This window comes from Halomonas beimenensis, from assembly GCF_002549795.1.
Lineage (GTDB): Bacteria > Pseudomonadota > Gammaproteobacteria > Pseudomonadales > Halomonadaceae > Halomonas > Halomonas beimenensis.
The window spans coordinates 1,648,699-1,671,802 of sequence record NZ_CP021435.1 but is presented as its reverse complement, the minus strand read 5'-3'; the positions used below and the strand labels follow the sequence as shown (position 1 = coordinate 1,671,802).

Below are 23,104 nucleotides of genomic sequence, written 5' to 3'. Positions count from 1 at the left end.
CATTCGAGTGACCTGCCCCAGTCGAACAGGGGGCGTCGCTAATGCGAGCGTATTAGAAATACATATTGTTACACAGCGTAACGGACTTGTCCGCGTTTACCACCCCGGCAACGTGGATTAAACGTAAGAGCATGCCGATCCTTCCTGTAGGAAAAGACGTACAAGGCGGGAAGGCGGCGCCCTCTCACGCGGCACCCGGCAAACATGGTATCGTCGACACGTCCCGATCCGGCCCGCACAAAGGAGCTCTCCATGACCTCATCGGAAATCCAGAAGACTCGTGTCATCAACGAGCTGCGCAGCTTCATCAAGAAACTGCTGCAGGATCCCCAGATCCTCGAGCAGTCCCTGGCGATCACCCGACAGCAGCTCGGCGAGGGCGACCAGACGGACGTGATGGCGCGCATCGCCAACGAGATCTCCGCCACCACCAGCGTCCACATCCCCGAAGACCCCGGCGAGCACTCCGAGGCCGACCGCCTCTTCCTGGAACTGCTGAAGGAAGTGGTGCGGGAGGAACAGGCGCTCTACTGATCGGCCGGGGAGAGGCGCGAACAGCGGCGCCGCGACGCGCCTCTCCCGACTGCGCTCGCCCCGTGCAACTGGTACAATCGCGCGACACCCCTCCAACGCTGCGTCGCATGCTCTACCTGCTCAAGCTCCACCCCGAGATCACCATCAAGTCCCGTTCGGTCCGCCAGCAGATGACTCGCTGCCTGACCGCCAACATCCGCAACACCCTGCGCCGTCATGACGAGCGCATCCGCGTCAAGGGCCAGTGGGATGCCGTGCGGGTTCGCCTGCCCGAGGACGCGACCCCGGACACGGTGGCCGCCGTCGAGGACGGCCTGCCTCGCATTCCGGGCATCCACCAGATCCTGGCCACCGAGGAAGTGCGCTTCGACAGCCTCGATCAGGCCGCCGACCGCATCGTGCCCCTGTGGAGCCCCGCGATCGCCGGACGCAGCTTCCGGGTCAAGGCCAAGCGCCGCGGCCAGCACGACTTCACCTCCGCCGACATCGAACGGCATCTCGGCAGCCGCCTGCTCGCCGCCACCCCGGATGCCCGGGTGGACCTCAAGCATCCCGACGTGGTGGTGCCGGTAGAGCTGAACGATCGCCGCCTGCAGGTGATCCGCGCCCGCTGGCAGGGGCTCGGCGGCTATCCCCTGGGCATGCAGGGGCAGGCGCTGGCGCTGATCTCCGGGGGCTTCGACTCCCCGGTGGCCGCCTGGAAGATGCTGCGCCGCGGGGTGAAGACCCACTTCCTCTTCTTCAACCTGGGTGGCCCCGCCCATGAGGCCGGAGTGCGCGAGGTGACCCACCATCTCTGGGCGCGCTACGGCACGTCCCACAAGGTGAAGTTCATCTCGGTGCCGTTCGAGGACGTGGTCGGCGAGATCCTGCGCACCATCCCCGACGGCCTCATGGGCGTCGTGCTCAAGCGCATGATGGTTCGGGCCGCGGGACGCGTGGCCCGACGTGCCGGGATCCCGGCCCTGGTGACCGGCGACGCCATCGCCCAGGTCTCCAGCCAGACGCTGCATAACCTGGGCATGATCGACGCCGCCAGCGAGTTGCCGATCCTGCGCCCGGTTCTCACCGACGACAAGCAGGACATCATCGACCAGGCTCGGATCCTCGATACGGCCCGCTTCGCCGAGGTCATGCCCGAGTACTGCGGCGTGATCTCCCGCCGTCCGCACAACAAGGCCGCCAGGGAGGACATCGAGGCAGCCGAGGCCGGCTTCGACTTCCAGGTGCTGGAAGACGCCCTGACGGCGGCGGTGACCACCCGGGTCGATCGCCTCCTCGATGACCAGGCGACCCCGCCGCCGACCGAGGTCATGACCGTGGACTCGCCGGAGGCCCTGGCCAGCCTGGAGGCGCCCTGCGTGATCGACATCCGTCGCGCGGACGAGCAGGAGGCGGCACCGCTGGACCTGCCCGAGGTCCCGCTGATGCACATCCCCTTCTATGAGCTCCAGGACAGGGCCCCGGCGCTGCCCGGTGACCGGCAGTACCTGCTCTATTGCGATCAGGGCGTGATGAGCCGGATGCAGGCCCTCCATCTCGCCGACCGTGGCCTGCATCACTTCGGCGTCTATCGCGGCACCGCCCCCGCCGACTGAGCGCGATCGCACCATTCGACGGCGCCGGGCGGGTCGCTTCCCGCCCTGTCGGGCCTTGTCACCGGATCCGGTCGTGGCCGAAGACCATGTCGCCGCCCGGGGCGGCGCTGTGGCAGGCGATGCAGCCCTGGTCCATGCCCTTGGCGACTCGTCCGGCCAGGGGCACCCCCTGGGGGTTGGTGTCCAGCTCGCCGCCGGGCAGGTACTTGACCCAGAACCAGTCCTGGTTGTCGGGATCGTAGCCCTCGCGCTTGAACATCACCGTCACCGCGCCGAGGTAGTCGTCGGGGGCGTCCCAGACCTCCTGCTTGCTGACGCCCTCCCCGCCGTAGTTGCGCTTGATGATCACCGGCCCGGTGGTGCCCTCGACGGTGATCTCGCCGTCGATGGTATCGAGGATGGCCCCATGGGGATGCTGGCCGGTGTAGGGGGCGGACATGGTGCGTCCCTCGCCGACCAGGTTGGCCTCGCTGAGGGCGTTCCAGAGCGAGGCCGCGTAGGCCGTGTCCTCCTCGCCGCCGAAAGGCGCCGCCGCGGCCACCTGAGTGCCGAGCAGCATCCCGGCGCCGAGGGTTCCCAGCATCGTCGTGACCTTCATGGCATACCTCCATTCATCCGTCTCGTGAGATTGGGGCTTGCAACGGTTGGTGGCGGAGGCCTGGCGAACCTTACACAGGCCAGTCGGCAGATATCCTGTTCAGGGACAAGCGGATACCGGGGAGCCAGTGGACTCGGCGGGCCGTTCTCCGGACAGCAGCCGACGGGATTCGAGCCGGCTTTCCGGCCCGACCACGCCGAGCAGGCTCCCCTCGACCAGCCGGACCCCGACCGACGGCGGCCCGGACAGCTCCCCTTCCCAGCGCACGGCCAGGTCATCCGGAGCCAGCACGACGACGCGGCCGTCGGCATGGGTGGCCACGACGGCCTCCTCGTCGAGGTGGACGGCCATGAGGTCGTCTTCCAGGGGCCGCCGGGCGAGGCGCTGGCCGGTGGCCGCGTCGAGCACCAGGAGGACGCCGTCGAAGCGCGGCAGATAGAGCCGGCCGTTACCGGCTCGTGGGCTGGCGACGGCCACGGGCTCCCGCCGGCGCCAGCGCACCGCGCCCGAGGCGGCATCGATGGCCAGCACCTCGCCGGCGAAGGTGGTCACGTAGACCGAATCACCCTCCGCCACGGGCCGATACACCAGCTCCTGGCCGAGGTCGCGCCGCCAGCGGATGGCCCCCGTGGCCGGGTCGAGGCCAGCGAGCACTCCCTCCTGGCCACCGGTGACCAGCATTCCCGCCTGCAGGGCCGGCGGGTAGATCCAACCCTCGAAGCGGCGGGTCCAGAGCACCTGCCCCTCCTCGACGGTCAGGGCGCGCAGCACCCCGTCGCGCCCGGCGGCATAGGCGTGCTCACCGTCCCGGGTGGGGGAGAAGACGGTGGCGTCGGCGAAGCGTCGCCAGAGCAGGTCGCCGCTCCCGGCCCCCAGGGCGACCAGGCCGGCGCTGGTGCCGACCAGCAGGCGACAGCCGGCCCACACCGGCTCGAAGGTCTGCTCGTCGGCCGGCGATCGCCAGCGGGGCCTGTCGGAGGATGCGTCGAAACGCATCACGCCCTGGCGAGAGGCGAACAGCGCCGCCTCGGCCACCAACGGATTCTCGGGATAGTCCGCCGCCGCCGCGGGGCCGACCGGCCCCAGCCAGCCCGCCACCATCAGCACCATCGCCAACACGCCTGGCCTCATGCCATCGAATCTCCCCCATGAGCCATCACCGATATTCAAGCTAGTGGGGATGACGCAGGTGGTCGATGAAGCCTTTCCAACGTTCCGGCAGCGGGATCCAGCCCTTGTCGACGAGTTTCGGCAGGGCCACCAGGAAGCAGAACACCACGATGCCCGTGCCGATCGCCCAGACGCTGTCGATGGCCATGCCCTTGCCCGCCAGCACATAGAGCAGGGTCATGGGCGCCATGCCCAGGCCCGAGGCGAGCAGGAAACGCCCCGTGGTCAGTACCGTGAGCCCCGCCGCATAGCTGACCAGCGCGAAGGACACCACGGGGATCAGCCGCGCCAGCAGCACCATGGCGAAGAGGATGTGCTGGGGGCATTCGGGAAAGAGGGCGACATGGCCCCGGAAGAGGCGCTCGATGAGCGGCCGCCCCAACAGGCGGGCGATCCAGAAGCTGATCCCGGCACCGGCCAGGGCGCCGAGCATGCTGAGCGAAAAGGCCACCAGGGGATGGTAGATCATCCCCGCCGCGACGCTCACCACCATGGTGGGAATGGGACCGACCACCACGGTGAGCGCCATCACCGCGGCCAGCATCGGCGGTCCCCAGGGCCCCAGCCGCAGGCTCAGCCGCTCCAGCCGCACCGGGTCGATCAGCCCCTGCTGGTACAGCCAGATCCCCAACGAGCTCAGGACCAGCAAGAGCAGCAGGCCCAGTAGCGCCTGACGCACATGACGCCGTTGCACGCTCATCGCCACTCTCCCTGACGCTCGGCCCTCATCACCTCGCGTCCTGCCATTCAGTATAGTGGTCCGCGCTTCGAGCCCTGGCCGCCAAACGGCCGGCCTCCATCAGCGATCGAGGTCCGGTTCCCCGCAATGACGCAGGATGAAGCGTCGGGCCCGGGTGCGGAGCGAGAGCGCCTGCGTCCAGAGGTTCGAGGCGTCATCGGAGCGGGAGCCGGCATCCGGCTCGATGGCCTCGCCGATGGTCACGGTCACGGCGCCGTGATGGGGGAACCAGGATCCCGAGCGCAGGATGGATCGGGTCCCGCGAAGGGCGATGGGCAGGACGGGCGCCCCGGCGGCGGCCGCCGCCTGGAAGGCTCCAAGATGGAAGGGGCGCAGCCCGGGAATGCGCGTGAAGGTGCCCTCGGCGAAGAAGGCCAGTCGCTTGCCGGCTTCGAGCTCCTCGCCGAGACGCCGGGCATCGGCGACGCTCCTGCCGACATCGAATCGCTCGACGAACGCCGTCCCGAGCCGCTCGAGGGGCAGGCGGGCCCACCAGGCTCCCCGGAACTCGGCCTTGGCGACGAAACGCACGGGGCTGTCGAGGGCGGCCGCCAGCATGAGCCCATCCACGTAACTGGCGTGGTTGACCACCAGCACCGCTTGCCTGGGCAGGGCGGTGAAGTGCTCCCGCCCCCGGACGGTCAGCTTCGTCCGCGTCAGCTTGAGCCAGGTACGGGCCAGGCCGTGCAGCAGCCGCCACCGCCCTTCGAGGGTCGGCGCCGCGACGATGGCCAACCAGCCCGCGGGCAGGATCACCAGGCCGACCACCCAGGCATGGAAGGCATAGAGGGCCGCCATGAGCAGGCGGCCGAGGCGGCGCGCCTGCGGCAAGGCCGCCCGGAGCGATAGCCGTGCGACCTGCCAGGGCAGGGCACGGCGCCTGGGGCCGATGTCGCCCTTCTCGTACATCTCCCGGCTGGCGCTGCGTCGGATCTTGCCGCTGGAGGTCTTCAGCACGCTGCCCGGTGGCGCCAGGACGACCTCGTCGGGTGGGGTGCCGATCAGGTCGGCGGCCAGGTCGTTGACGCGTTCGCGGAGTCGTCGACGCGGCTCGGCGCCCTCGAGGCGAGTCTCCGCCAGCACGATCAGGCGCTCGGTGCCGGTTCGCGGGTCGCTCGCCCCGAAGATGGCGACACAGCCCTTGCGGATGCCGGTGATGTCCCCGATGGCCTTCTCCAGTTCATCGGGATAGATGTTGCGGCCGGCACGGATGATGATGTCCTTGGAGCGGCCGGTCACGAAGAGCTCGCCGTCGGCGATGTAGGCGAGATCGCCGGTGGCGAGCCATTCACCGTCGAACAGCTCCCGGGTCGTGGACGGTTCACGGTAGTAGCCCGTCGTCGATGAGGGTCCCTGGAACTCCAGCCGCCCTTCCTGGCGTTCGGGCAATTCATTGCCGGCCGGGCCTACCACCCGGATCTGATGGCCCGGCAGGGGCGTCCCGCAGGACACGAAGCGCAGTGCGGACTCTCCCTCTCCCGCCGGGAGCGCTCGTCCCCGGCGCATGAGGGCCTCGCCCTGGACCCGGTCGATCACGGGCCGGCGGTCAAGCGGCGACAGGGTGAGGCCCACGGAGGACTCGGCCAGGCCATAGACGGGGGTCATCGCCTCGGCCCGGAAGCCATGGGGGGCGAACCGCGCGAGGAAGGCATCCAGCGTGACCGGGCTGATCGCTTCGGCGCCGTTGAACGCCGCCCGCCAGGAACCGAGGTCCAGTCCCGCCAGGTCGACGTCTCGCAATCGATGGAGGGTGTACTCGTAGCCGAAGTTCGGGGAGGCGGACAGGGTGCCGCCATGGCGCTCGATGGCGCGGAGCCAACGCTCCGGCCGGGCCAGGAAGGTCAGGGGGGACATCACCACGAGCAGGGCCGCGTGGTACAGGCTCCCCAGCCAGGCCCCGATCAGCCCCATGTCGTGATAGAGCGGCAGCCAACTGACGAACACATCCCGGGATGAGCCCTCGATGACGCGTCCCATGGCACGGATGTTGGCCAGGAGATTGGCGTGGCTGAGCATCACCCCCTTGGGATGCCCCGTGCTGCCGGAGGTGTATTGCAGCAGGGCGATATCCTCGGCACAGGGTTCGGGCAACGAGGCCGGCTCCGGGGCGTCACGCAACTCGGGAGCGGTCAGGACGTGTCGGAGGTCCGGCGCCAGCCCCTTGAGGAGGCGGGCGGCCTGCCGAGTCTCGGAAACGCTGACGAGCAGGCGTGCCCGGCAATTCGCCAGGATGCGGGCATGGCGTCGCATGTGCTCCTCGAGCTGAGACGGACGCGCCGGCGGATAGATCGGTACCGGGATGCCCCCGGCCATGAGGATGCCGAAGAACGTCATGAAGTAATCCGCCCCGGTGGGCAGCATGATCACGACCGGCCCGCCCGGCTCGAGCCCCCGAAGCTGCAGGGCGGCGGCGACTCGTCGGGCCGTCTCATGGAGCTGGCGGTAGCGGAGGGTCTCGCCGTCGCCTCGATCCCGATAGAAGCGGATGTGGACGCGCTCGCCGGAGTGCCGGGCATGCCATTCGAGCACCTCGACGAGGGTCCGCGCCCGCTCGGGAGGGGGGGCCTCCAGGCGCTCCCGGGGGGAAGGCGTGATCTCGGGCATCGCCGCAGGCACCGACGGCGCACGCGCCTTCAGTACCCGCAACAGGTCGCGAGGCGTCTCGACCTCGGTGTAGGTCCGTTCGGGCAGGCTCAGTCGGTAGGCGGCCTCGACCCTCGCGATCAGCTCCACTCGCGCCAGGCTATCGAGGCCCAGGTCCCTCTCGAGACGGCTATCGAGCGTCAAGGCCTCCGGCGCCGAGTGATCGGCATGGATCTCCTTGACCAGCGCCGACACCATCTCCAGGAGCCCGGCCTCGTCGATCTCGGGCGATTCGTTCACGGGCCCTTGCTTCTTCACCGCTCCTCGTCCCCCTGTCCAGGATCCTGCCAACGCCTGAGGGAGCGGAGGGGCATACGAGAATCCCCCGGAGCACACTCCGGGAGCTGGTCCCGCCCCCGCCCTCTCCGACGCGGGGGTTGGAGAGGCTGGGGAATGAGCCGTGCGGACCGATGATCACGCCCGGCCCGCCTCCGCCTCAGTTGCAGGGCACCACCTTGCGCCGGGTATCCAGGGCCCAGAGCTTCTGGCCGTCGGGCGTGGCACCCTGCTCGCTCCAGGTCTCGGTGATCTCCAGGCAGTAAGAGCCCAGGCGCTCGGTGGTCACCTGGGGATCGGCGGGTCGCTCGTTGCCGATGCGCATGATGTCGGGATTCTCGCTGGTATAGGTCGGCGCGATGGCGCCGCTGCCGCCGCCGGCCAGCAGCACGGCGAGACCGAGCAGGAAGGGGAAACGACGAGGGGACATGGCATCTACCTCCGTGATCAGGGCTATCGCAGTTAGCGTTCTCGCTCGGGGCTGATCCGTCGACAGGTCTCCGAGGGGGCGCTGTGAACCCCTCCCTGGGCGCTACCGACGCCATCCATGGCGTAGGACCCCCTCTTCGACCTGTCCCCGGCGCCCCTCGCTAGACCCAACTGCGAGTACCCTGCCTCCGTGATGCGCCCTGACCCGGGAGTGTCCCCGAGTCCGGGCCGTGACGGGATACGCGATTCGAGAGGCCGCCCTTGCCAGCTTAGCCGGCGCCCCGACGCCCGGCGAGTCGCCGGGCGGATGCAGCGGGCGAGGAAGATGCTACAATCGGGAGCCTGATTTCACGGACCTTTCGCATGGCGGCCTCGACTTCGCCCAGGCGTCGAGTCGGCCGCCGTGCACCACGCTTACGGGAACCTCAGAGCCACCATGTCGAACACCGCCCCGCGCAAGATCCTGGTCACCAGCGCCCTGCCCTACGCCAATGGCGCCATTCACCTGGGCCATCTTCTGGAGTACATCCAGACCGACATCTGGGTCCGCTTCCAGAAGAGCCGCGGCCAGGACTGCCATTACGTCTGTGCCGACGATGCCCACGGCACCGCCATCATGCTGCGGGCCGAGCAGGAGGGCATCACCTCCGAGGCGTTGATCGACCGGGTCTCCCGGGAGCACCAGGAGGACTTCGCCCGCTTCGGGGTGGCCTTCGACAACTATCACTCGACCCACTCCGAGGAAAACCGCTACTTCAGCGAGCTGATCTACACCCGGCTGCGCGACAAGGGGCATATCGCCACCCGCGACATCGAGCAGATGTATGACCCGGTCAAGGGGCTCTTCCTGGCCGACCGCTTCATCAAGGGCACCTGTCCCAAGTGCCACACCGACGACCAGTACGGCGACAACTGCGAGGCCTGCGGAGCCACCTACACCCCGGCGGAGCTGATCGATCCGGTCTCGGCGATCTCCGGCGCCACGCCCGAGGTGCGAAGCTCCACCCACTACTTCTTCAAGCTGCCGGACTTCGCCCGCTTCCTGCAGGGCTGGATCGACGACGACCATGTCCAGCCCCAGATCCGCAACAAGCTGATGGAGTGGTTCGAGTCCGGGTTCAACGAGTGGGACATCTCCCGGGACGCCCCCTACTTCGGCTTCGAGATCCCCGATGCCCCGGGCAAGTACTTCTACGTCTGGCTGGACGCGCCGATCGGCTACCTGGCGAGCTTCAAGAACCTCTGCGACCGCGAGGGGATCGACTTCGACGCCTACTGGCGGGAGGGTTCCGACGCCGAGGTCTACCACTTCATCGGCAAGGACATCGTCTACTTCCATGCGCTGTTCTGGCCGGCCATGCTCCACGGCGCCGAGTTCCGCACCCCCACGGCGGTGAACTGCCACGGCTTCGTCACCGTCAACGGTGCCAAGATGTCCAAGTCCCGCGGAACCTTCATCAAGGCCGCCACCTACGCCGAGCACCTCAACCCCGAGTACCTGCGCTACTACTTCGCCGCCAAGCTCACCGCCGGCGTCGACGACCTCGATCTCAACCTCGAGGACTTCGCCCAGCGCGTCAACTCGGACCTGGTCGGCAAGGTGGTCAACATCGCCAGCCGCTGCGCCGGCTTCGTCAAGAAGCTCGGCGGGGGTCGCCTCTCGGGCCATTGCGCCCAGCCCGAGCTGGTAGCGCGCTTCATCGCCGCCGGCGACGAGATCGCCGAGCACTACGAGGCCCGGGAGTTCGGCCGCGCCATGCGCAAGGTGATGGAGCTGGCCGACGAGGCCAACACCTACATCGCCGAGGCCGAGCCCTGGGTGCTGGCCAAGCAGGACGGACGCGAACAGGAGGTGCTCGACATCTGCTCGGTGGGCATCAACCTGTTCCGCCAGCTGATGGTCTACCTGGCCCCCGTGGTGCCGGCCATGGCCGAGGGCGCCCGTGCCTTCCTGAAACTCGACAGCCTCGACTGGGACAGCCGCCAGGAGCTGCTCCTCGATCACGAGATCGCCAAGTTCAAGCCCCTGATGACCCGGGTCGAGCGCGACCGCATCGACGCCATGATCGAGGCGTCGAAGGAGGACCTGGTGGAAGAGCAGAAACTCAAGGAGACCCCCAAGGGGCCCCTGACCGATACCCCCATCGCGCCGGAGATCGCCTTCGACGACTTCGCCAGGGTCGACCTGCGCATCGCCCGCATCGCCAAGGCGGAGTACGTCGAGGGCGCCGACAAGCTGCTCCGGCTGACCCTCGACCTGGGTGGCGAGACCCGCAACGTCTTCGCCGGGATCCGCCAGGCCTACGCCCCCGAAGCCCTCGAGGGCCGCCTGACGGTGGTGGTCGCCAACCTGGCGCCACGCAAGATGCGCTTCGGCGTCTCCGAGGGCATGGTGCTGGCCGCCGGCGACGACGAGGGCATCTACCTGCTGGAGCCCCATTCCGGCGCGCAGCCGGGCCAGCGGGTCAGCTGACCCCGCCTCCCGGACAGGGGGCCTCGTGCCCCCGCCTTCCAGCTCCGCGCGTTGGCAGCACCGCCTTGTCCCGGAAACGGCGGGCCGTCATGCTAGGCCCACAGGTAACGTGACAAGGACGGTTGCCCGCCATGGCTTCGCTGCCTCCCCGCTTCTCTTCGCTGCGCAACCGCTTCCTGGCCGCCCTGACCCTGGTCGTGGGCGCCGCCGCCTTGGTGCTGGCGCTGATCGCCCGCTACCAGATCACCCCGATCCTGCTGGAGGACGAGAGCCGTTTTGCCAGCGACGAGCTCGACCGCATCGAGCGGGCCCTGAGCAACGAGCACCATCACCTGCGAAGCCTGGTCGAGGATTGGGCCTGGTGGGATGACACCTACGCATTCGTCGACGGGGCGCACCCGGGATACGTCGACAGCAACCTCTACGCCGACTCCCTCGAGACGCTCGGCGTGCAGCTGATGGCCTATTTCCGGCCCGACGGCGCCCCTTATTGGACCGCCGGGATCGATCGACGAGGGGAATTCTGGTCCTGCGCCGGCCCTCCCTCTGCCTGCGGCGGCAGCCGCACGCTCACCGACCGGCTCGGCGGACGCATCGCCCAGGGACTGGATCGGAAGACCCACACCTGGCTGTGGGCGGGCGAAATGCCGGCCATGATCGCCTTGTCGCCCATCCTGAAGAGCCAGGAACGGGCGTCCCCAAACGGTTGGCTGGCGATGGTGCACCCGCTCTCGGAGTCCCTGGTCACCCAGCTTCGCGAGACCACCGGCATCGATCTGGCGCTTCATGGCCAGCCAGATGAGGGCTCCCCGGCCATCGATCATCTGGAACGGCTTTCCCCGACCCGAATGCGGGTCACGCGCGATCTCGAGGCCCTGCCCCCCGGTCGGGCGCTACGCATCGCGGCCGACCTCCCACGTCAACGCTACCAGGCGAGCCTGGAGACCTTCCGCTTCGCGCTGGTCTGGACCGCGGCGGTCCTCGTCGCGACCCTGATCGTGGTACTGCTGTTGCTGGAGCGCATGATCCTGCGTCCCCTGCGGGACTTCGCCCACTTCACCCAACAGCTGGGGGAGCAGGATCATGATCGACAGACCCCCGATACCCTGCTCGAGCGCAAGGACGAGATCGGGGTCCTGGCCCGAGCGTTCCAGCAACTGCGGCAACGCCAGCGACGGCAGCATGATCTTCTGCTCGAGATGTCCCAGCACGATGCGTTGACCGGCCTGGCCAACCGACGGCTCCTCGACGAACACCTCGCCGCGGCCCTGGAGCGGGTGGTTCAGGGCGAGTAAGCCGTCACCCTGATGATGGTCGATATCGATCACTTCAAGACCTACAACGACCATTACGGCCACCCCGCCGGCGATCAGTGCCTGAGAAGGATTGCCGAGACCATGCACCAGCACTTCAGCCGTCCGGGACAGTTGGTCGCCCGGACCGGTGGCGAGGAGTTCACGGTCATGCTGCCCGGGGCGCCCTCGGAGGGCGGACCGCGCATGGCGGAAAGCCTGCGCGCTGCCATCGAGCATCTCGCCATTCCTCACCCCCATTCCAGGGTCACCATCAGCGTCGGCGTCAGCCACGTCGCGCCGAGTCAGCGACGATCCGCCGCTTCGCTGATCGAGGGCGCCGATGCCGCCCTCTATGCCGCCAAGCGAGCTGGACGCAACCGGGTCCGAGTCGAAACGGCCCCGAACTGGGTATAAGCGATACCGTCCGGCCGCCCAGGCCTCCCTGCTTCGAGAGAGGCCCGCCCCCGAACAGGCCTGGGAGCCGCCGGTGGTATGGCGGCGGGGCCAGCCCCTATAATGGGCGCCTCGTCGCCCCACCCCGCCACGCGAGGTGGTCTGTCCCCGATGCATCCGGCTGGCAATGACCGATTTCTTCCTGATCCTGGTCGGCACCGCACTGGTCAACAACTTCGTGCTGGTGCAGTTCCTCGGCCTCTGCCCCTTCATGGGCGTCTCCAGCAAGCTGGAGTCGGCCATGGGCATGTCCCTGGCCACCACCTTCGTGCTGACCCTGTCCTCGGTGGCCAGTCACCTGGTCTACCACCTGCTGCTGGCACCGCTGGGCCTCGAGTACCTGCGCACCATCGCCTTCATCCTGGTCATCGCCGTGGTGGTACAGTTCACCGAGATGGTGGTACGCAAGACCAGTCCCCTGCTGCACCAGGTGCTGGGCATCTTCCTGCCGCTGATCACCACCAACTGCGCGGTGCTCGGCGTGGCCCTGCTGACCCTCAACCGCGGCTCCACCTTCCTGGAGGCCGCCCTCTACGGCTTCGGCGCCGCCGTGGGGTTCTCCCTGGTACTGGTACTGTTCGCCGCCATGCGCGAGCGCCTGGCCAACGCCGACGTCCCGACCCCGTTCCGGGGGGCGGCCATCGCCATGATCACCGCCAGCCTGATGTCACTGGCCTTCATGGGCTTTTCCGGGCTGGTGCAACTATGAGGGGGAGCCCCACCGATGCTTGATGCCCTGCTCGACAACGGCATCCTGGTGGCCGGCCTGGCCCTGGTGGGCCTGTCGGGCGCCTTCGGCGCCCTGCTGGGCTTCGCCGGCGAACGCTTCAAGGTCGAGGGCGACCCGGTGGTGGAACGGATCGACGCCCTGCTGCCCCAGACCCAGTGCGGCCAGTGCGGCTATCCCGGATGTCGCCCCTATGCCGAGGCCATCGGCGAGGGCGAAGCGATCAACAAGTGTCCCCCGGGCGGCGAGGCCACCATCGCCGCCCTGGCCGACCTGCTGGGCCGGGAGGCCGTGCCGCTGGACGGCGAGGCCGAGGACAGTCCCAGGGTGGCGTTCATTCGCGAGGACGAATGCATCGGCTGCACCAAGTGCATCCAGGCCTGCCCCGTGGACGCCATCCTCGGCGCGGCCAAGCACATGCACACGGTGATCGCCGAGGAGTGCACCGGGTGCGACCTCTGCGTGGAGCCCTGCCCGGTCGACTGCATCGACATGCTCCCGCGACGCTCGGCCGATGAGGACGCCACGCCCCTGCCCGCGGGCCCCGGCCACCGCCCGGTGCTGCCCACCCCGACCTGGAACGGCGAGCTGATCGCCAGCGACCGGGAGGCCCGGCATGGCTGAGCGCCTGGACTTCCCCGGCGGCATCACGCCGCCGACCCGCAAGGCCCGCTCCACCCAGGCGCCGCTGCGCGAGGCGCCCCTGCCGAGCCGGGTGGTGCTGCCGCTGGCCCAGCATGCCGGCGCCCCGGCCGAACCCTGCGTCGAGGTCGGCCAGCGGGTCCGCACCGGCGAGCCCATCGCCCGGGCCGTGGGGCTGGTCTCGGCGGACGTGCACGCCAGCGTGACCGGCCGGGTCGCGGCCATCGAGGAACGGCCGCTGCATGACGGTGGCCGCGGCCCCTGTGTGGTCATCGAGGGCGAGGGCGAGGACGACTGGTGGCCGCTGCCGCCGCTGGACTGGCGGACGGCCGACGAGGCGAGCCTGCTGGCGCGCCTCGACGGGTCCGGGGTGGTGGGTCTCGGCGGCGCCGCCTTTCCCACCCAGGTCAAGGCGCGCATCCGCGAGCTGCACGAGGTCGACACCCTGGTGGTCAACGCCGCCGAGTGCGAGCCCTACATCAGTGCCGACGACCTGACCCTGCGCCATCACGCCGCCGAGGTCCTGGAGGGCGCCCGGATGATGGCCCGGCTGGCCGGCGCCTCGCGCCTCCTGGTGGGCATCGAGGACGACAAGCCCGAGGCACGCCAGGCCCTGGAGGCGGCGATCGCGACCTCCCGGGACGACGAGCCGCCCATCGAGCTGCGCGTGATCGCCACCCGCTACCCCAGCGGCGGCGAGCGCCAGCTGATCAAGCGCCTGCTCGGCCGCGAGGTGCCGAGCGGCGGCCTGCCCGCCGACGTCGGCGCCCACTGCCACAACCCCGGCACCCTGCGGGCGGCCCTGCTGGCGGTTCGCGACGGCCGCCCGCTGGTGGACCGGGTGGTGACCCTGACCGGGGAGGCCCTGGCACGCCCCGGCAACGTCGTCGCCCGCCTGGGCACGCCCATCGCCGAGCTGCTGGCCACCGCCGGCCTCGACGCCTCGCGGCTGCATCGCCTGGTGATGGGCGGGCCCATGATGGGCCGCGCCCTGGGCGAACTCGCCCTGCCGGTGATCAAGGCCACCAACTGCCTGATCGCGGCCACCCGGGAGGAACTCCCCGATCCGCCGCCGGAGCAGCCCTGCATTCGTTGCGGGGCCTGCGAGGAGGCCTGTCCGGCGATCCTGCTGCCCCAGCAGCTCTACTGGTTCGCCCGGGGCCAGGAGCACGACAAGGCCGAGCGCTTCCACCTCTTCGACTGCATCGAGTGCGGGGCCTGCGACTACGTCTGCCCCAGCCACATCCCGCTGGTGCAGTACTTTCGCGCCGAGAAGGATGCCATCCGCGCCAGGCGCCGCGAGGCCGCCCGCGCCGATCACGCCCGGCACCGCTTCGAGTTCCGCCAGGCCCGCCTGGCCCGTGAGGAGGCCGAGAAGCAGGCCCGCCGTGCCGCCCGCAAGGAGGCCGCCACCCGAGGGGGCCGTCGTCACGCCGGCGAGGGCCAGGCCGCCGAACCCGCCACCGACCTGCGCAGCCTGCGCATCGCCCAGACGGCGGCCAAGGCCGCCGAGCGCAAGGCCGAGAAGGCCCTGGCCCGGGCCGCCGAGAGCGGTGAGGACGATCCCGCGGTGATCGCCGACCTGGAGACCCAGCTGGCCACCGCCCGGGAGAACCTCAAGGCCGCCGAGGCCCGCCTCCAGGCCGCCCGCGACGCCGAGGAGAACGCGCCATGAGCCTGATGCACGCCGACCAGTCCACCTCGCGTCGGCCCGCCGCCACCGCCGCGGTGATGGGCTGGCTGCTCGTCGCCACCCTGCCCGGCATCGCCACCCTGACCTGGCATTTCGGCTGGGGGGTGCTCACCAACGTCGCCTGCGCCGCCGCCCTCGGCGTGGGCCTGGAGGCGGCCATGCTGCGCCTGCGCCGTCGTCCGGTGGCCCCGACCCTGGCCGACAACAGCGCCCTGGTCGCCGGGGTGCTGCTGGGCGCCAGCCTGCCTCCGGGGAGCGCCTGGTGGCTGATCCTGATCGGCATGGTCGCCGCCGTCGTGGTGGCCAAGCAGCTCTACGGGGGCCTCGGCCACAACCCCTTCAACCCGGCCATGGTCGGCTATGCCCTGCTGCTGGTGTCCTTTCCGGTGCCCATGAGCCTGTGGGCCGCGCCGACCGGCCTCGTCGGGCCCGAGGCCCTGACGCTCGGCGAAGTGCTGCGGCAGTTCGCCGGCCTGGTGCCGACGGAGACCCTCGACGCCTTGAGCGGCGCCACCCCGCTGGACGCCTTCAAGCACAAGCCGGCGGGGGTGATGGCCGCCGAGTTCTGGGCCGGCTCCCCCCTGCCCGAGGGAGCGCTTTCCGCCTGGCATCAGGTCGCCCTGGCCTGGCTGGCCGGGGGGCTCCTGCTGCTCTACAAGCGCATCATCGGCTGGCAGATCCCGATCGCCATGCTTGCCACCCTGACCCTGGTGGCGGCGCTCTTCTACGGCGCCAGCCCCAGCCACCAGGGCTCGCCGCTCTTCCACCTGCTCGGCGGGGCCGCCGTCTTCGGCGCCTTCTTCATCGCCACCGATCCGGTCAGCGCCGCCACCAGCCGGCGCGGCAAGCTGCTCTACGGCGCCGGCATCGGCGCGCTGGTGATGCTGATCCGGCCACTCGGCGCCTACCCGGATGCCGTGGCCTTCGCCGTGCTGCTGATGAACTTCGCGGTGCCGCTGATCGACTACTACACCGAGCCGCGGGTCTACGGCCACGCCGCGGCCAGGCGCGGCATCAAGGCCGAGGCCGGGGAGGACGGCCGATGACCGCCCTGCCCCGCGCCATGGCCCGGGCCGCCCTCGGCCTGGCCGCCTTCGCCCTGATCACCGCCGGCAGCGTCGCCGTGACCCGCGCGCTGACCGCCGAGCGCATCGCCGACAACCGCCGGGCCAGCGAGACCCGGGTGGTGGCCGAGGTGGCCCCGCCGGGACACGCCGGCGACCTGCTCGACCAGGCCCTGACCCGGCCGGCTGCCCCCCTGCTCGGCCACGAGGGTCCCTTCACCCTGTGGCCGGCCCGGGCGGACGACGAGCTCCTGGGGGTGGTCGTGCCCCTGGCCACCGACGGGGGCTACAGCGGCCGGATCGAACTGGTGATGGGCCTGGACACCCAGGGACGGATCACCGGGGTGCGGGTCACCGAGCATCGCGAGACCCCGGGGCTCGGGGATCGCATCGAGGCCCGCAAGAGCGACTGGATCAGGCAATTCACCGGCCACTCCCTGGCCGCCCCGCCCGCCGGCGGCTGGGCGGTGTCCCGGGATGGCGGCGGCATCGACGCCCTGACCGGCGCGACCATCACGTCCCGGGCGGTGGTCGACGCCGTCCGCGACGCCCTGCGCTGGTTCGACGCCGAGCGCAAGGCCCTGCTCGAGTCCCTCGACACCGGAGAAACGCCATGACGGACACCCCCGCCCTCGGCGAAGTCGCCCGCAACGGCCTCTGGTCCAACAATCCGGCGCTGGTGCAGCTGCTCGGCCTCTGTCCGCTGCTGGCCGTCTCCAGCACCGTGGTCAACGCCCTGGGCCTGGCGCTGGCCACTCTGCTGGTGCTGCTGGGCTCCAACCTCGCCGTGTCGCTGATCCGCCACCAGGTCACGCCCACCGTGCGGCTGCCGGCCTTCGTGATGATCATCGCCGCCTTCGTCACCTGCGCCGAGCTCTTGATGGCGGCCTACACCTTCGAGCTGTACCGCATCCTGGGCATCTTCATTCCCCTGATCGTCACCAACTGCGCCATCCTGGGCCGCGCCGAGGCCTTCGCCTCCAGGCAGCCGCTGCTGCCCTCGGCCACCGACGGCCTGATGACCGGCCTGGGCTTCGGCGCCGTGCTGGTCCTGCTCGGCGCCCTGCGCGAGCTCTTCGGCCAGGGCACCCTGTTCACCGGCATGGACCTGCTGCTGGGCCCGGCGGCCGCGGGCTGGGGGATCACCGTCTTCCCCGACCTGGACTTCCTCTTCCTGGTGCTGCCGCCAGGCGCCTTCTTCGCCACCGGCCTGCTGATCGCCCTGAAGAACGTCATCGACGACCGCCTGGAACGCCGTCGCCGGGCCCGAGAGCCCGACACGCCCCGGGAGAGTCGCCGGGTCCGGGTCACCGGCACCATCCGCTGAAGGAACCGCTCGCCACCATGAACGCCCAGAAACGCCACGAGATCTTCGTCCGTCTGCGCGACCACAACCCGGAGCCGACCACCGAGCTCCACTGGTCGACGCCCTTCGAGCTGCTCGCCGCCGTGCTGCTCTCCGCCCAGGCCACCGACGTGGGGGTGAACAAGGCCACCGCCCGGCTCTTCCCGGAGGCCAATACCCCCGAGGCCATCCTCGAACTGGGCCTGGACGGCCTGAAGGAGCACATCAAGACCATCGGGCTTTACAACACCAAGGCCGAGAACCTGATGAAGACCTGCCGGATCCTGGTGGACCAGCACGGCGGCGAGGTGCCGCGCACCCGACAGGCCCTGGAGGCGCTGCCCGGCGTCGGCCGCAAGACCGCCAACGTCATCCTCAACACCGCCTTCGGCGAGCCCACCATCGCGGTGGACACCCACATCTTCCGGGTCTCCAACCGCACCGGCCTGGCCAAGGGCAAGGACGTGCTCGAGGTGGAGAAGAAGCTGCTGCGCCACGTGCCCCGGGAATTCCGCCAGGACGCCCATCACTGGCTGATCCTGCACGGCCGCTACACCTGCCTGGCCCGCAAGCCCCGCTGCGGCAGCTGCGTGATCGAGGATCTCTGCGAATTCCCCGATAAGGTGTACGAGTAAGGCCATTTCGGGGCTGGGCTATCGCAGTGGGTGTTGTCGCTCGGGGCTGATCCGTCGACAGGTCTGCGAGGGGGCGCTGTAAACCCTTCCCTGGGCGCTACCGACGCCATCCATGGCGTAGGACCCCCTCTTCGACCTGTCCCCGGCGCCCCTCGCCAGCCCCACTGCGATTGCCGTACCATTCGGCGCCATGGCGACCCACGGGGATCCGCTAGGCTCTAGGCATCGACGCATCGGACGCCGGCGAGAGAAGAACAAGGAGACGACCCATGGCGATACTCGAGACCCTGCTGCTGCCCCCCGTGGTCAATGCCTGGCTGATCGTGCTCGGCGGCCTGCTGTGGATGCGCCTGCACCTGATCGGCGGCCTGCTGGTGGTCCTGGGGCTGGGCGGGCTGCTGGCGCTGGCCACCCCCCTGGCCAGCCATGCCCTGCGCCAGGGCCTGGAGCCGCCGGCGCTGGCGGCGAGTCCTCGACTGGAGGGCGCCGAGGCCATCGTCATCCTCGGCGGCGGCCGGGACTATGCGGCCCCGGAATTCGGCTGGGGGGATGCCCCGGCCAACGCCAGCTGGCGGCGGATGGCCTATGGCGCCTACCTGCACCGTCGCACCCGGCTGCCGATCCTGGTCAGCGGCGGCCGGGTCCATGACGAGCACAGCGCCGAGGCCAGCCTGATGGCCGCCGCCCTGCGCCAGGTGTTCGACGTCCCGGTGCGCTGGCTGGAGGGCCGGAGCGCCACCACCACGGACAATGCCCGCTACAGCGCCGAGATGCTCGCCGCCGAGGGCATCGACCACGTCGCCCTGGTCTCCCAGGCCTGGCACCTGCCCCGCGCCACCGCCGAATTCGAGCGAGTCGGCCTGACGGTGACGCCCGCCCCCACCGAGTTCGCCAGCCCGCCGCCCGGGGGGCTCGCCGCCTGGCGCCCCAGCGCCTACCACCTCCACCAGAGCACCCGCGCCCTGCGCGAATGGCTGGGTCGCGCCGAGCTGTGGCTCAAGGACGAACTGCTGCGTTAGCCGCGGCTTCGGACTTGGAGCTTGGCCGCTTCGGGGTCGCCGTAGGCCGGATAAGCCCGCGCAGCGGGCGCATCCGGCGAAGCCCCGGGCCAAGACCGTGGTAGATGCGCTGACGCTTATCTCCCCTACGACAGCCAAACGCTGGATCAGGAATCGTAGACCGGATAAGCCCGTGCGCTAGCGTTCTCATGCAAGCGAGAACTCCCCGCCGCGCTCGATCGCCCTCTGGTAGGCGGGACGCTCGCGACAGCGCGCCGGGAAGGCCTGCAGGCGCGGCGCCGCCTCGAGCCCGCCGCGCCCCTCCAGCGCCAGCACCGGAAAGCTCATCTGGATGTCCGCCGCCGAGAAGGCCTCGCCGGCGAACCATGTCGAGCGTTCGAGCTCGGCCTCCCAGAAGTCGCGCAGCTCGGTGATGCGCGGCCCCAGGAAGCTCTCCTCCACCCCCTGGGCGAACCGGCGACCCAGCGGCCGGACGAGGGCCGGCACCGGCGGCTTGGACAGGCGCGAAAAGACCAGGCGCATGACCAGCGGCGGCATCGCCGAGCCCTCGGCATGATGCAGCCAGAAGCGGTAGCGCTCCCGGTCGTCGCTGCCGACGGCCGGGGCCAGTCGTCCTTGCGGATCGTGGTGCTCGAGCAGGTACTCGAGGATGGCCCCGGACTCGGCGATGGCGCGCCCCTCCCGGGCCTCGTCGGTGATCACCGGCGACTTGCCCAGCGGATGCACCGACTTCAGCGACGCCGGGGCCAGCAGGGTCTCGGGATCGCGCCGATAGGCGACGACCTCGTAGTCGACCCCCAGCTCCTCGAGGAGCCAGAGCACGCGTTGGGAACGGGAATGCTCCAGGTGATGCACGCGGATCATGAATCGACCTCCTTGACGATGAGCGGCCAGTGTAGCGGCTTGGGCCAAGGTCGTCTTTGCCGGTCCATGACGCGTCACTAGACTGACGGAAACGCTGATTTATTGCTGCGCTCGATATCCTGGTCGCCGGCGGTACTCGCACGCGAGCCCGGTCAACCTCCTCATTTACTGCCGTGTAAACTCCGGGGTTTCCGTGCCGGCGTCGACCAGCCTCTCATCGCTCGCGACATAAATCAGCGCTTCCTTACAATAATGCCAACGGCTTTCATGACGAGGAGAGCGCCATGCCCAAGGTGCTGGTGGTGGACGACGAACCCAACATCGTCCTGTCACTGGAGTTCCTGATGCAGCAGGCCGGCTTCGAGGTGATCACCGCCGAGGACGGCGAGACCGCGCTGGAACGCGTCGCCGAGCAGGCGCCCGACCTGGTGCTGCTCGACATCAGCCTGCCCGGCATCGGCGGCTTCGACGTCCTGGAGCGCCTGCGGGCCGACCCCGCCCTGGCGCGACTGCCGATCATCATGCTCACCGCCCATGGCCGCGAGGTGGAGCGCGAGAAGGGCCTGGCCCTGGGCGCCGACGACTACGTCACCAAGCCCTTCTCGACCCAGGCGCTGGTCGAGAAGGTCCGGGCCCTGCTCGACGAGGCCTCCTGATGGCCCGCCGGCGCCCCGGCCTGCCCCGCCGCCAGACCCTGGTGGGCCTCTGGCTGCTGCTGAGCGGCGTGAGCCTGCTGGGCGGCGCTCTCTTCGCCCTCTGGCTGGACGGCCTGGTCCAGCCCCGGGGCCTGGCCCGCTGGGCGCTGTGGCTCGGCAGCTTCTCCGGCGGCGGCACCATCTTCCTCGTCGGGCTGCTCCTCGAGCGCCAGCTGTTCACGCCGCTTCGCCATCTCCAGGTGCAGCTGGCTCGGCTGGTGGCCAATCCCGACGCCCGGGACGACTATCCGCCGGAGGGCTGGCTCCGCGGCCTCGGCCCCGACCTGACGCGCATCCGTGAGGCCTGGCGGGACGACCGGGGCCGCCTGGCCAACGCCCGCGCCGAAGGCGCGCGCAGCGCCGCCCGCATCCGCCAGGAGCTCGAGGCCCTGCTGCAGGTGCTGGACACCCCCTTGCTGCTCTGCGACCGCCACCGCCGCCTGCTGCTCTTCAACCCCGCGGCCGAGACGCTCTTCGAGGAGGCGCCCGGGCTGGGGCTCGGCAAGCGGCTGGAGGCGCTGCTGCCCGCCGCGAGCCTGGAGGACGCCCTGACCCAGCTGCCCGAGGACGGCAGCCCCCGGGAGGTGCTGGTGCCCTGCGGCGAGCGCTGGCTGCGGGCGACCCTGCGGCGGATCCCCGGCAGCGGCGGCGAGACGCTGCTGACCCTGGTGGATGCCACCGCCGCCTGGGCCAGCGAGCTGGGCACCGGGGCCGCCCTGGCCGAGCTGTTGCCGGCCCTGCGCCGTCATGGCGCCGGCCTGACCAGCGCCGCCGACGCCCTGAGCCACCTGCCCCGAGACGGCGCCGGCGAGCTGCAACGCCGCCTGGAACGGGTGGTCGACGAGGAAGGCCGTAGCCTGGCGGATCACCTGGAACGGCTCGGCGAGACGGTGGAGGCCTTGCAGCGCCAGGCCGAGCGCCTGGCACCGCTGTGGTCCAACGATCTCTGGGCCGCGCTGGCCGAGCGGCTGCCCGAGGGCGGCCCGACGATCACCCCGATCGGCATGCCGGCCTGGTTCAAGGGCGATGCCCCCGCCCTGCTCGAGGTCCTGCAGGCACTGCTGGCGCATCTCGTCGAGCACACCGGCCGCTCGCGCTTCGACGCCGAGGTGTGCCTGGGCAACAAACGGGTCTACCTGGACCTGCGCTGGCAAGGCCGGCCCCTCACCGAGGAGCGCCTGCGGGGCTGGCGGGGCGAGCGGCTAGCGCGGCTGCCCCTCTCCCCCACCCTGGGCGAGGTGCTCCGCCAGCATGCCAGCGACGCCTGGAGCCTGGCCGACCCGGACGGCGAGCATGCCCGGCTGCGCCTGCCGCTCCCCGCCCTGGAACGAGTCGGCGCCCCTCGCCCGCGCACGCCGCCGCGTCCCGAGTTCCACGACTTCGGCATCGCCGAGCTCCCTCCGCCGGACGCCGAACTCGCCGCCCGCCCCCTGCGAGCGCTCGAGATCGTCGCCTTCGACACCGAGACCACCGGGCTGGAGCTGCGCGCGGGGGCCCGGGTGATCAGCATCGGCGCCTGCCGCATCGTCAACGCCCGGCTACTGGCCAGCGAGACCTTCGACCTGCGCGTCGACCCGGGGCGCGCGATCCCCCCGGCGAGCACGGCCATCCACGGCCTCACCGACGAGGACGTGGCCGGAGCGCCCCCGCCCGCCGTGGCCCTGCCGCGCTTCCGCGACTATATCGGCGACGCGGTCATCCTCGCCCACAACGCCGCCTTCGACCTGCTGGCCATCCAGCCGCCGGACGGGGGCGTGCGCTTCGACATGCCGGTGCTCGATACCCTGCTGATCTCCCGAGCCCTGGACCCGAGCCTGGACGGCCATGACCTGGACTCCCTGGCGGAGCGCTATGGGTTGAGCTTCCCGCCGGGCAGCCGACACACCGCCCTGGGGGACGCCCGGGTCACCGCCGAGCTGTGGCTGTCGCTGCTGCCGCGCCTCGAGGCCCGGGGGATCGACACCCTGGACGACCTGCTGGCCCTCCAGGCCAGCGCCTTCGACCGGGAGGACGCCAGCGCCTCATGATCTCCCCTCGCCGCAAGGAGCGCCTGGTCGCCCTGATCGTGCTGGCCACGGCCCTGTTCACCCCGCCGCTGCTGCTGGTGGCCGAACGCGCGGGGGCCGCCCTGCCGCTCTACGTCTTCCTGGCCTGGGCCGGGGTGATCGCGCTGGCGGCCTGGCTGACGGAAGGCGGACGCGGAGAGTGAGGC

The 23,104-nt window shown here is 70.4% G+C and carries 22 protein-coding genes; 16 read left to right on the top strand and 6 right to left on the bottom strand.

Features of this window, described 5'->3' with window-relative positions; all coding sequences use genetic code 11:
- The first annotated feature begins 252 nt into the window (after positions 1-252).
- Entirely contained in the window at positions 253-534 is a 282-nt protein-coding gene (locus BEI_RS07980; RefSeq protein ID WP_097789016.1) for a hypothetical protein, read from the top strand.
- 62 nt (positions 535-596) lie between these two features.
- Complete coding sequence (thiI, locus tag BEI_RS07975; protein ID WP_227644643.1) at positions 597-2,132, top strand: tRNA uracil 4-sulfurtransferase ThiI; 1,536 nt, start codon at positions 597-599, stop codon at positions 2,130-2,132.
- A 58-nt stretch (positions 2,133-2,190) separates the two neighbouring features.
- Here thiI and BEI_RS07970 read toward each other — a convergent pair whose 3' ends face one another.
- The 5 genes from BEI_RS07970 to BEI_RS07950 form a co-directional block, all read right to left on the bottom strand.
- Positions 2,191-2,730 carry a cytochrome P460 family protein gene (locus BEI_RS07970; protein ID WP_153045775.1) on the bottom strand — a complete coding sequence of 180 codons (540 nt, stop codon included), beginning with the start codon at positions 2,728-2,730 and terminating at the stop codon, positions 2,191-2,193.
- Between the two features lie 99 nt (positions 2,731-2,829).
- On the bottom strand, positions 2,830-3,861 hold the full coding sequence (locus BEI_RS07965; RefSeq protein WP_193765180.1) for an outer membrane protein assembly factor BamB family protein: 1,032 nt from the start codon (positions 3,859-3,861) through the stop codon (positions 2,830-2,832).
- Between the two features lie 40 nt (positions 3,862-3,901).
- Entirely contained in the window at positions 3,902-4,600 is a 699-nt protein-coding gene (locus tag BEI_RS07960; protein WP_097789013.1) for a TVP38/TMEM64 family protein, read from the bottom strand.
- 99 nt (positions 4,601-4,699) lie between these two features.
- A complete protein-coding gene (locus BEI_RS07955) occupies positions 4,700-7,522 on the bottom strand; it encodes an AMP-binding protein (RefSeq protein WP_227644642.1) in 2,823 nt (940 codons plus the stop codon).
- 196 nt (positions 7,523-7,718) lie between these two features.
- Entirely contained in the window at positions 7,719-7,988 is a 270-nt protein-coding gene (locus tag BEI_RS07950; protein ID WP_097789012.1) for a hypothetical protein, read from the bottom strand.
- A gap of 435 nt (positions 7,989-8,423) precedes the next feature.
- Here BEI_RS07950 and metG point away from each other — a divergent pair, with 435 nt between their 5' ends.
- The 11 genes from metG (at position 8,424) to BEI_RS07895 (ending at position 19,333) form a co-directional block, all read left to right on the top strand.
- A complete protein-coding gene (gene metG, locus BEI_RS07945; protein WP_097789011.1) occupies positions 8,424-10,460 on the top strand; it encodes a methionine--tRNA ligase in 2,037 nt (678 codons plus the stop codon).
- A 131-nt stretch (positions 10,461-10,591) separates the two neighbouring features.
- Positions 10,592-11,755: a CHASE4 domain-containing protein gene (locus BEI_RS07940; protein WP_097789010.1), complete on the top strand. Its 1,164-nt coding sequence runs from the start codon at positions 10,592-10,594 to the stop codon at positions 11,753-11,755.
- A gap of 12 nt (positions 11,756-11,767) precedes the next feature.
- Complete coding sequence (locus BEI_RS07935; RefSeq protein WP_097789009.1) at positions 11,768-12,169, top strand: GGDEF domain-containing protein; 402 nt, start codon at positions 11,768-11,770, stop codon at positions 12,167-12,169.
- 166 nt (positions 12,170-12,335) lie between these two features.
- A complete protein-coding gene (gene rsxA, locus BEI_RS07930; protein WP_097789008.1) occupies positions 12,336-12,917 on the top strand; it encodes an electron transport complex subunit RsxA in 582 nt (193 codons plus the stop codon).
- A gap of 15 nt (positions 12,918-12,932) precedes the next feature.
- Positions 12,933-13,559, top strand: coding sequence for an electron transport complex subunit RsxB (gene rsxB, locus BEI_RS07925; protein ID WP_097789007.1), 627 nt, complete (start codon positions 12,933-12,935; stop codon positions 13,557-13,559).
- Positions 13,552-15,252: an electron transport complex subunit RsxC gene (gene rsxC, locus BEI_RS07920; protein ID WP_097789006.1), complete on the top strand. Its 1,701-nt coding sequence runs from the start codon at positions 13,552-13,554 to the stop codon at positions 15,250-15,252. The genes rsxB and rsxC overlap by 8 nt, the downstream gene beginning before the upstream one ends.
- Positions 15,249-16,316: an RnfABCDGE type electron transport complex subunit D gene (locus BEI_RS07915; RefSeq protein WP_097789005.1), complete on the top strand. Its 1,068-nt coding sequence runs from the start codon at positions 15,249-15,251 to the stop codon at positions 16,314-16,316. The genes rsxC and BEI_RS07915 overlap by 4 nt, the downstream gene beginning before the upstream one ends.
- Positions 16,313-16,951, top strand: coding sequence for an electron transport complex subunit RsxG (gene rsxG, locus BEI_RS07910; protein ID WP_097789004.1), 639 nt, complete (start codon positions 16,313-16,315; stop codon positions 16,949-16,951). Before BEI_RS07915 ends, rsxG begins: the two co-directional genes overlap by 4 nt.
- Positions 16,948-17,661 carry an electron transport complex subunit E gene (locus tag BEI_RS07905; protein WP_097789003.1) on the top strand — a complete coding sequence of 238 codons (714 nt, stop codon included), beginning with the start codon at positions 16,948-16,950 and terminating at the stop codon, positions 17,659-17,661. Before rsxG ends, BEI_RS07905 begins: the two co-directional genes overlap by 4 nt.
- Positions 17,662-17,678: 17 nt before the next feature.
- Complete coding sequence (gene nth / locus BEI_RS07900) at positions 17,679-18,314, top strand: endonuclease III (protein ID WP_097789002.1); 636 nt, start codon at positions 17,679-17,681, stop codon at positions 18,312-18,314.
- A gap of 269 nt (positions 18,315-18,583) precedes the next feature.
- Positions 18,584-19,333 (top strand): YdcF family protein, encoded by a 750-nt coding sequence (locus BEI_RS07895; RefSeq protein ID WP_097789001.1) that lies wholly within the window; start codon positions 18,584-18,586, stop codon positions 19,331-19,333.
- 186 nt (positions 19,334-19,519) lie between these two features.
- Here BEI_RS07895 and BEI_RS07890 read toward each other — a convergent pair whose 3' ends face one another.
- Positions 19,520-20,197, bottom strand: a complete 678-nt coding sequence (locus BEI_RS07890) for a glutathione S-transferase family protein (protein WP_097789000.1) — start codon at positions 20,195-20,197, stop codon at positions 19,520-19,522.
- A 284-nt stretch (positions 20,198-20,481) separates the two neighbouring features.
- Here BEI_RS07890 and BEI_RS07885 point away from each other — a divergent pair, with 284 nt between their 5' ends.
- The 3 genes from BEI_RS07885 to BEI_RS07875 are packed head-to-tail and all read left to right on the top strand — an operon-like array spanning position 20,482 to position 23,101.
- A complete protein-coding gene (locus BEI_RS07885; protein ID WP_097788999.1) occupies positions 20,482-20,853 on the top strand; it encodes a response regulator transcription factor in 372 nt (123 codons plus the stop codon).
- Positions 20,853-22,919 (top strand): 3'-5' exonuclease, encoded by a 2,067-nt coding sequence (locus tag BEI_RS07880; RefSeq protein ID WP_097788998.1) that lies wholly within the window; start codon positions 20,853-20,855, stop codon positions 22,917-22,919. The genes BEI_RS07885 and BEI_RS07880 overlap by 1 nt, the downstream gene beginning before the upstream one ends.
- Positions 22,916-23,101 (top strand): hypothetical protein, encoded by a 186-nt coding sequence (locus tag BEI_RS07875; protein ID WP_097788997.1) that lies wholly within the window; start codon positions 22,916-22,918, stop codon positions 23,099-23,101. Before BEI_RS07880 ends, BEI_RS07875 begins: the two co-directional genes overlap by 4 nt.
- Positions 23,102-23,104: the final 3 nt, after the last annotated feature.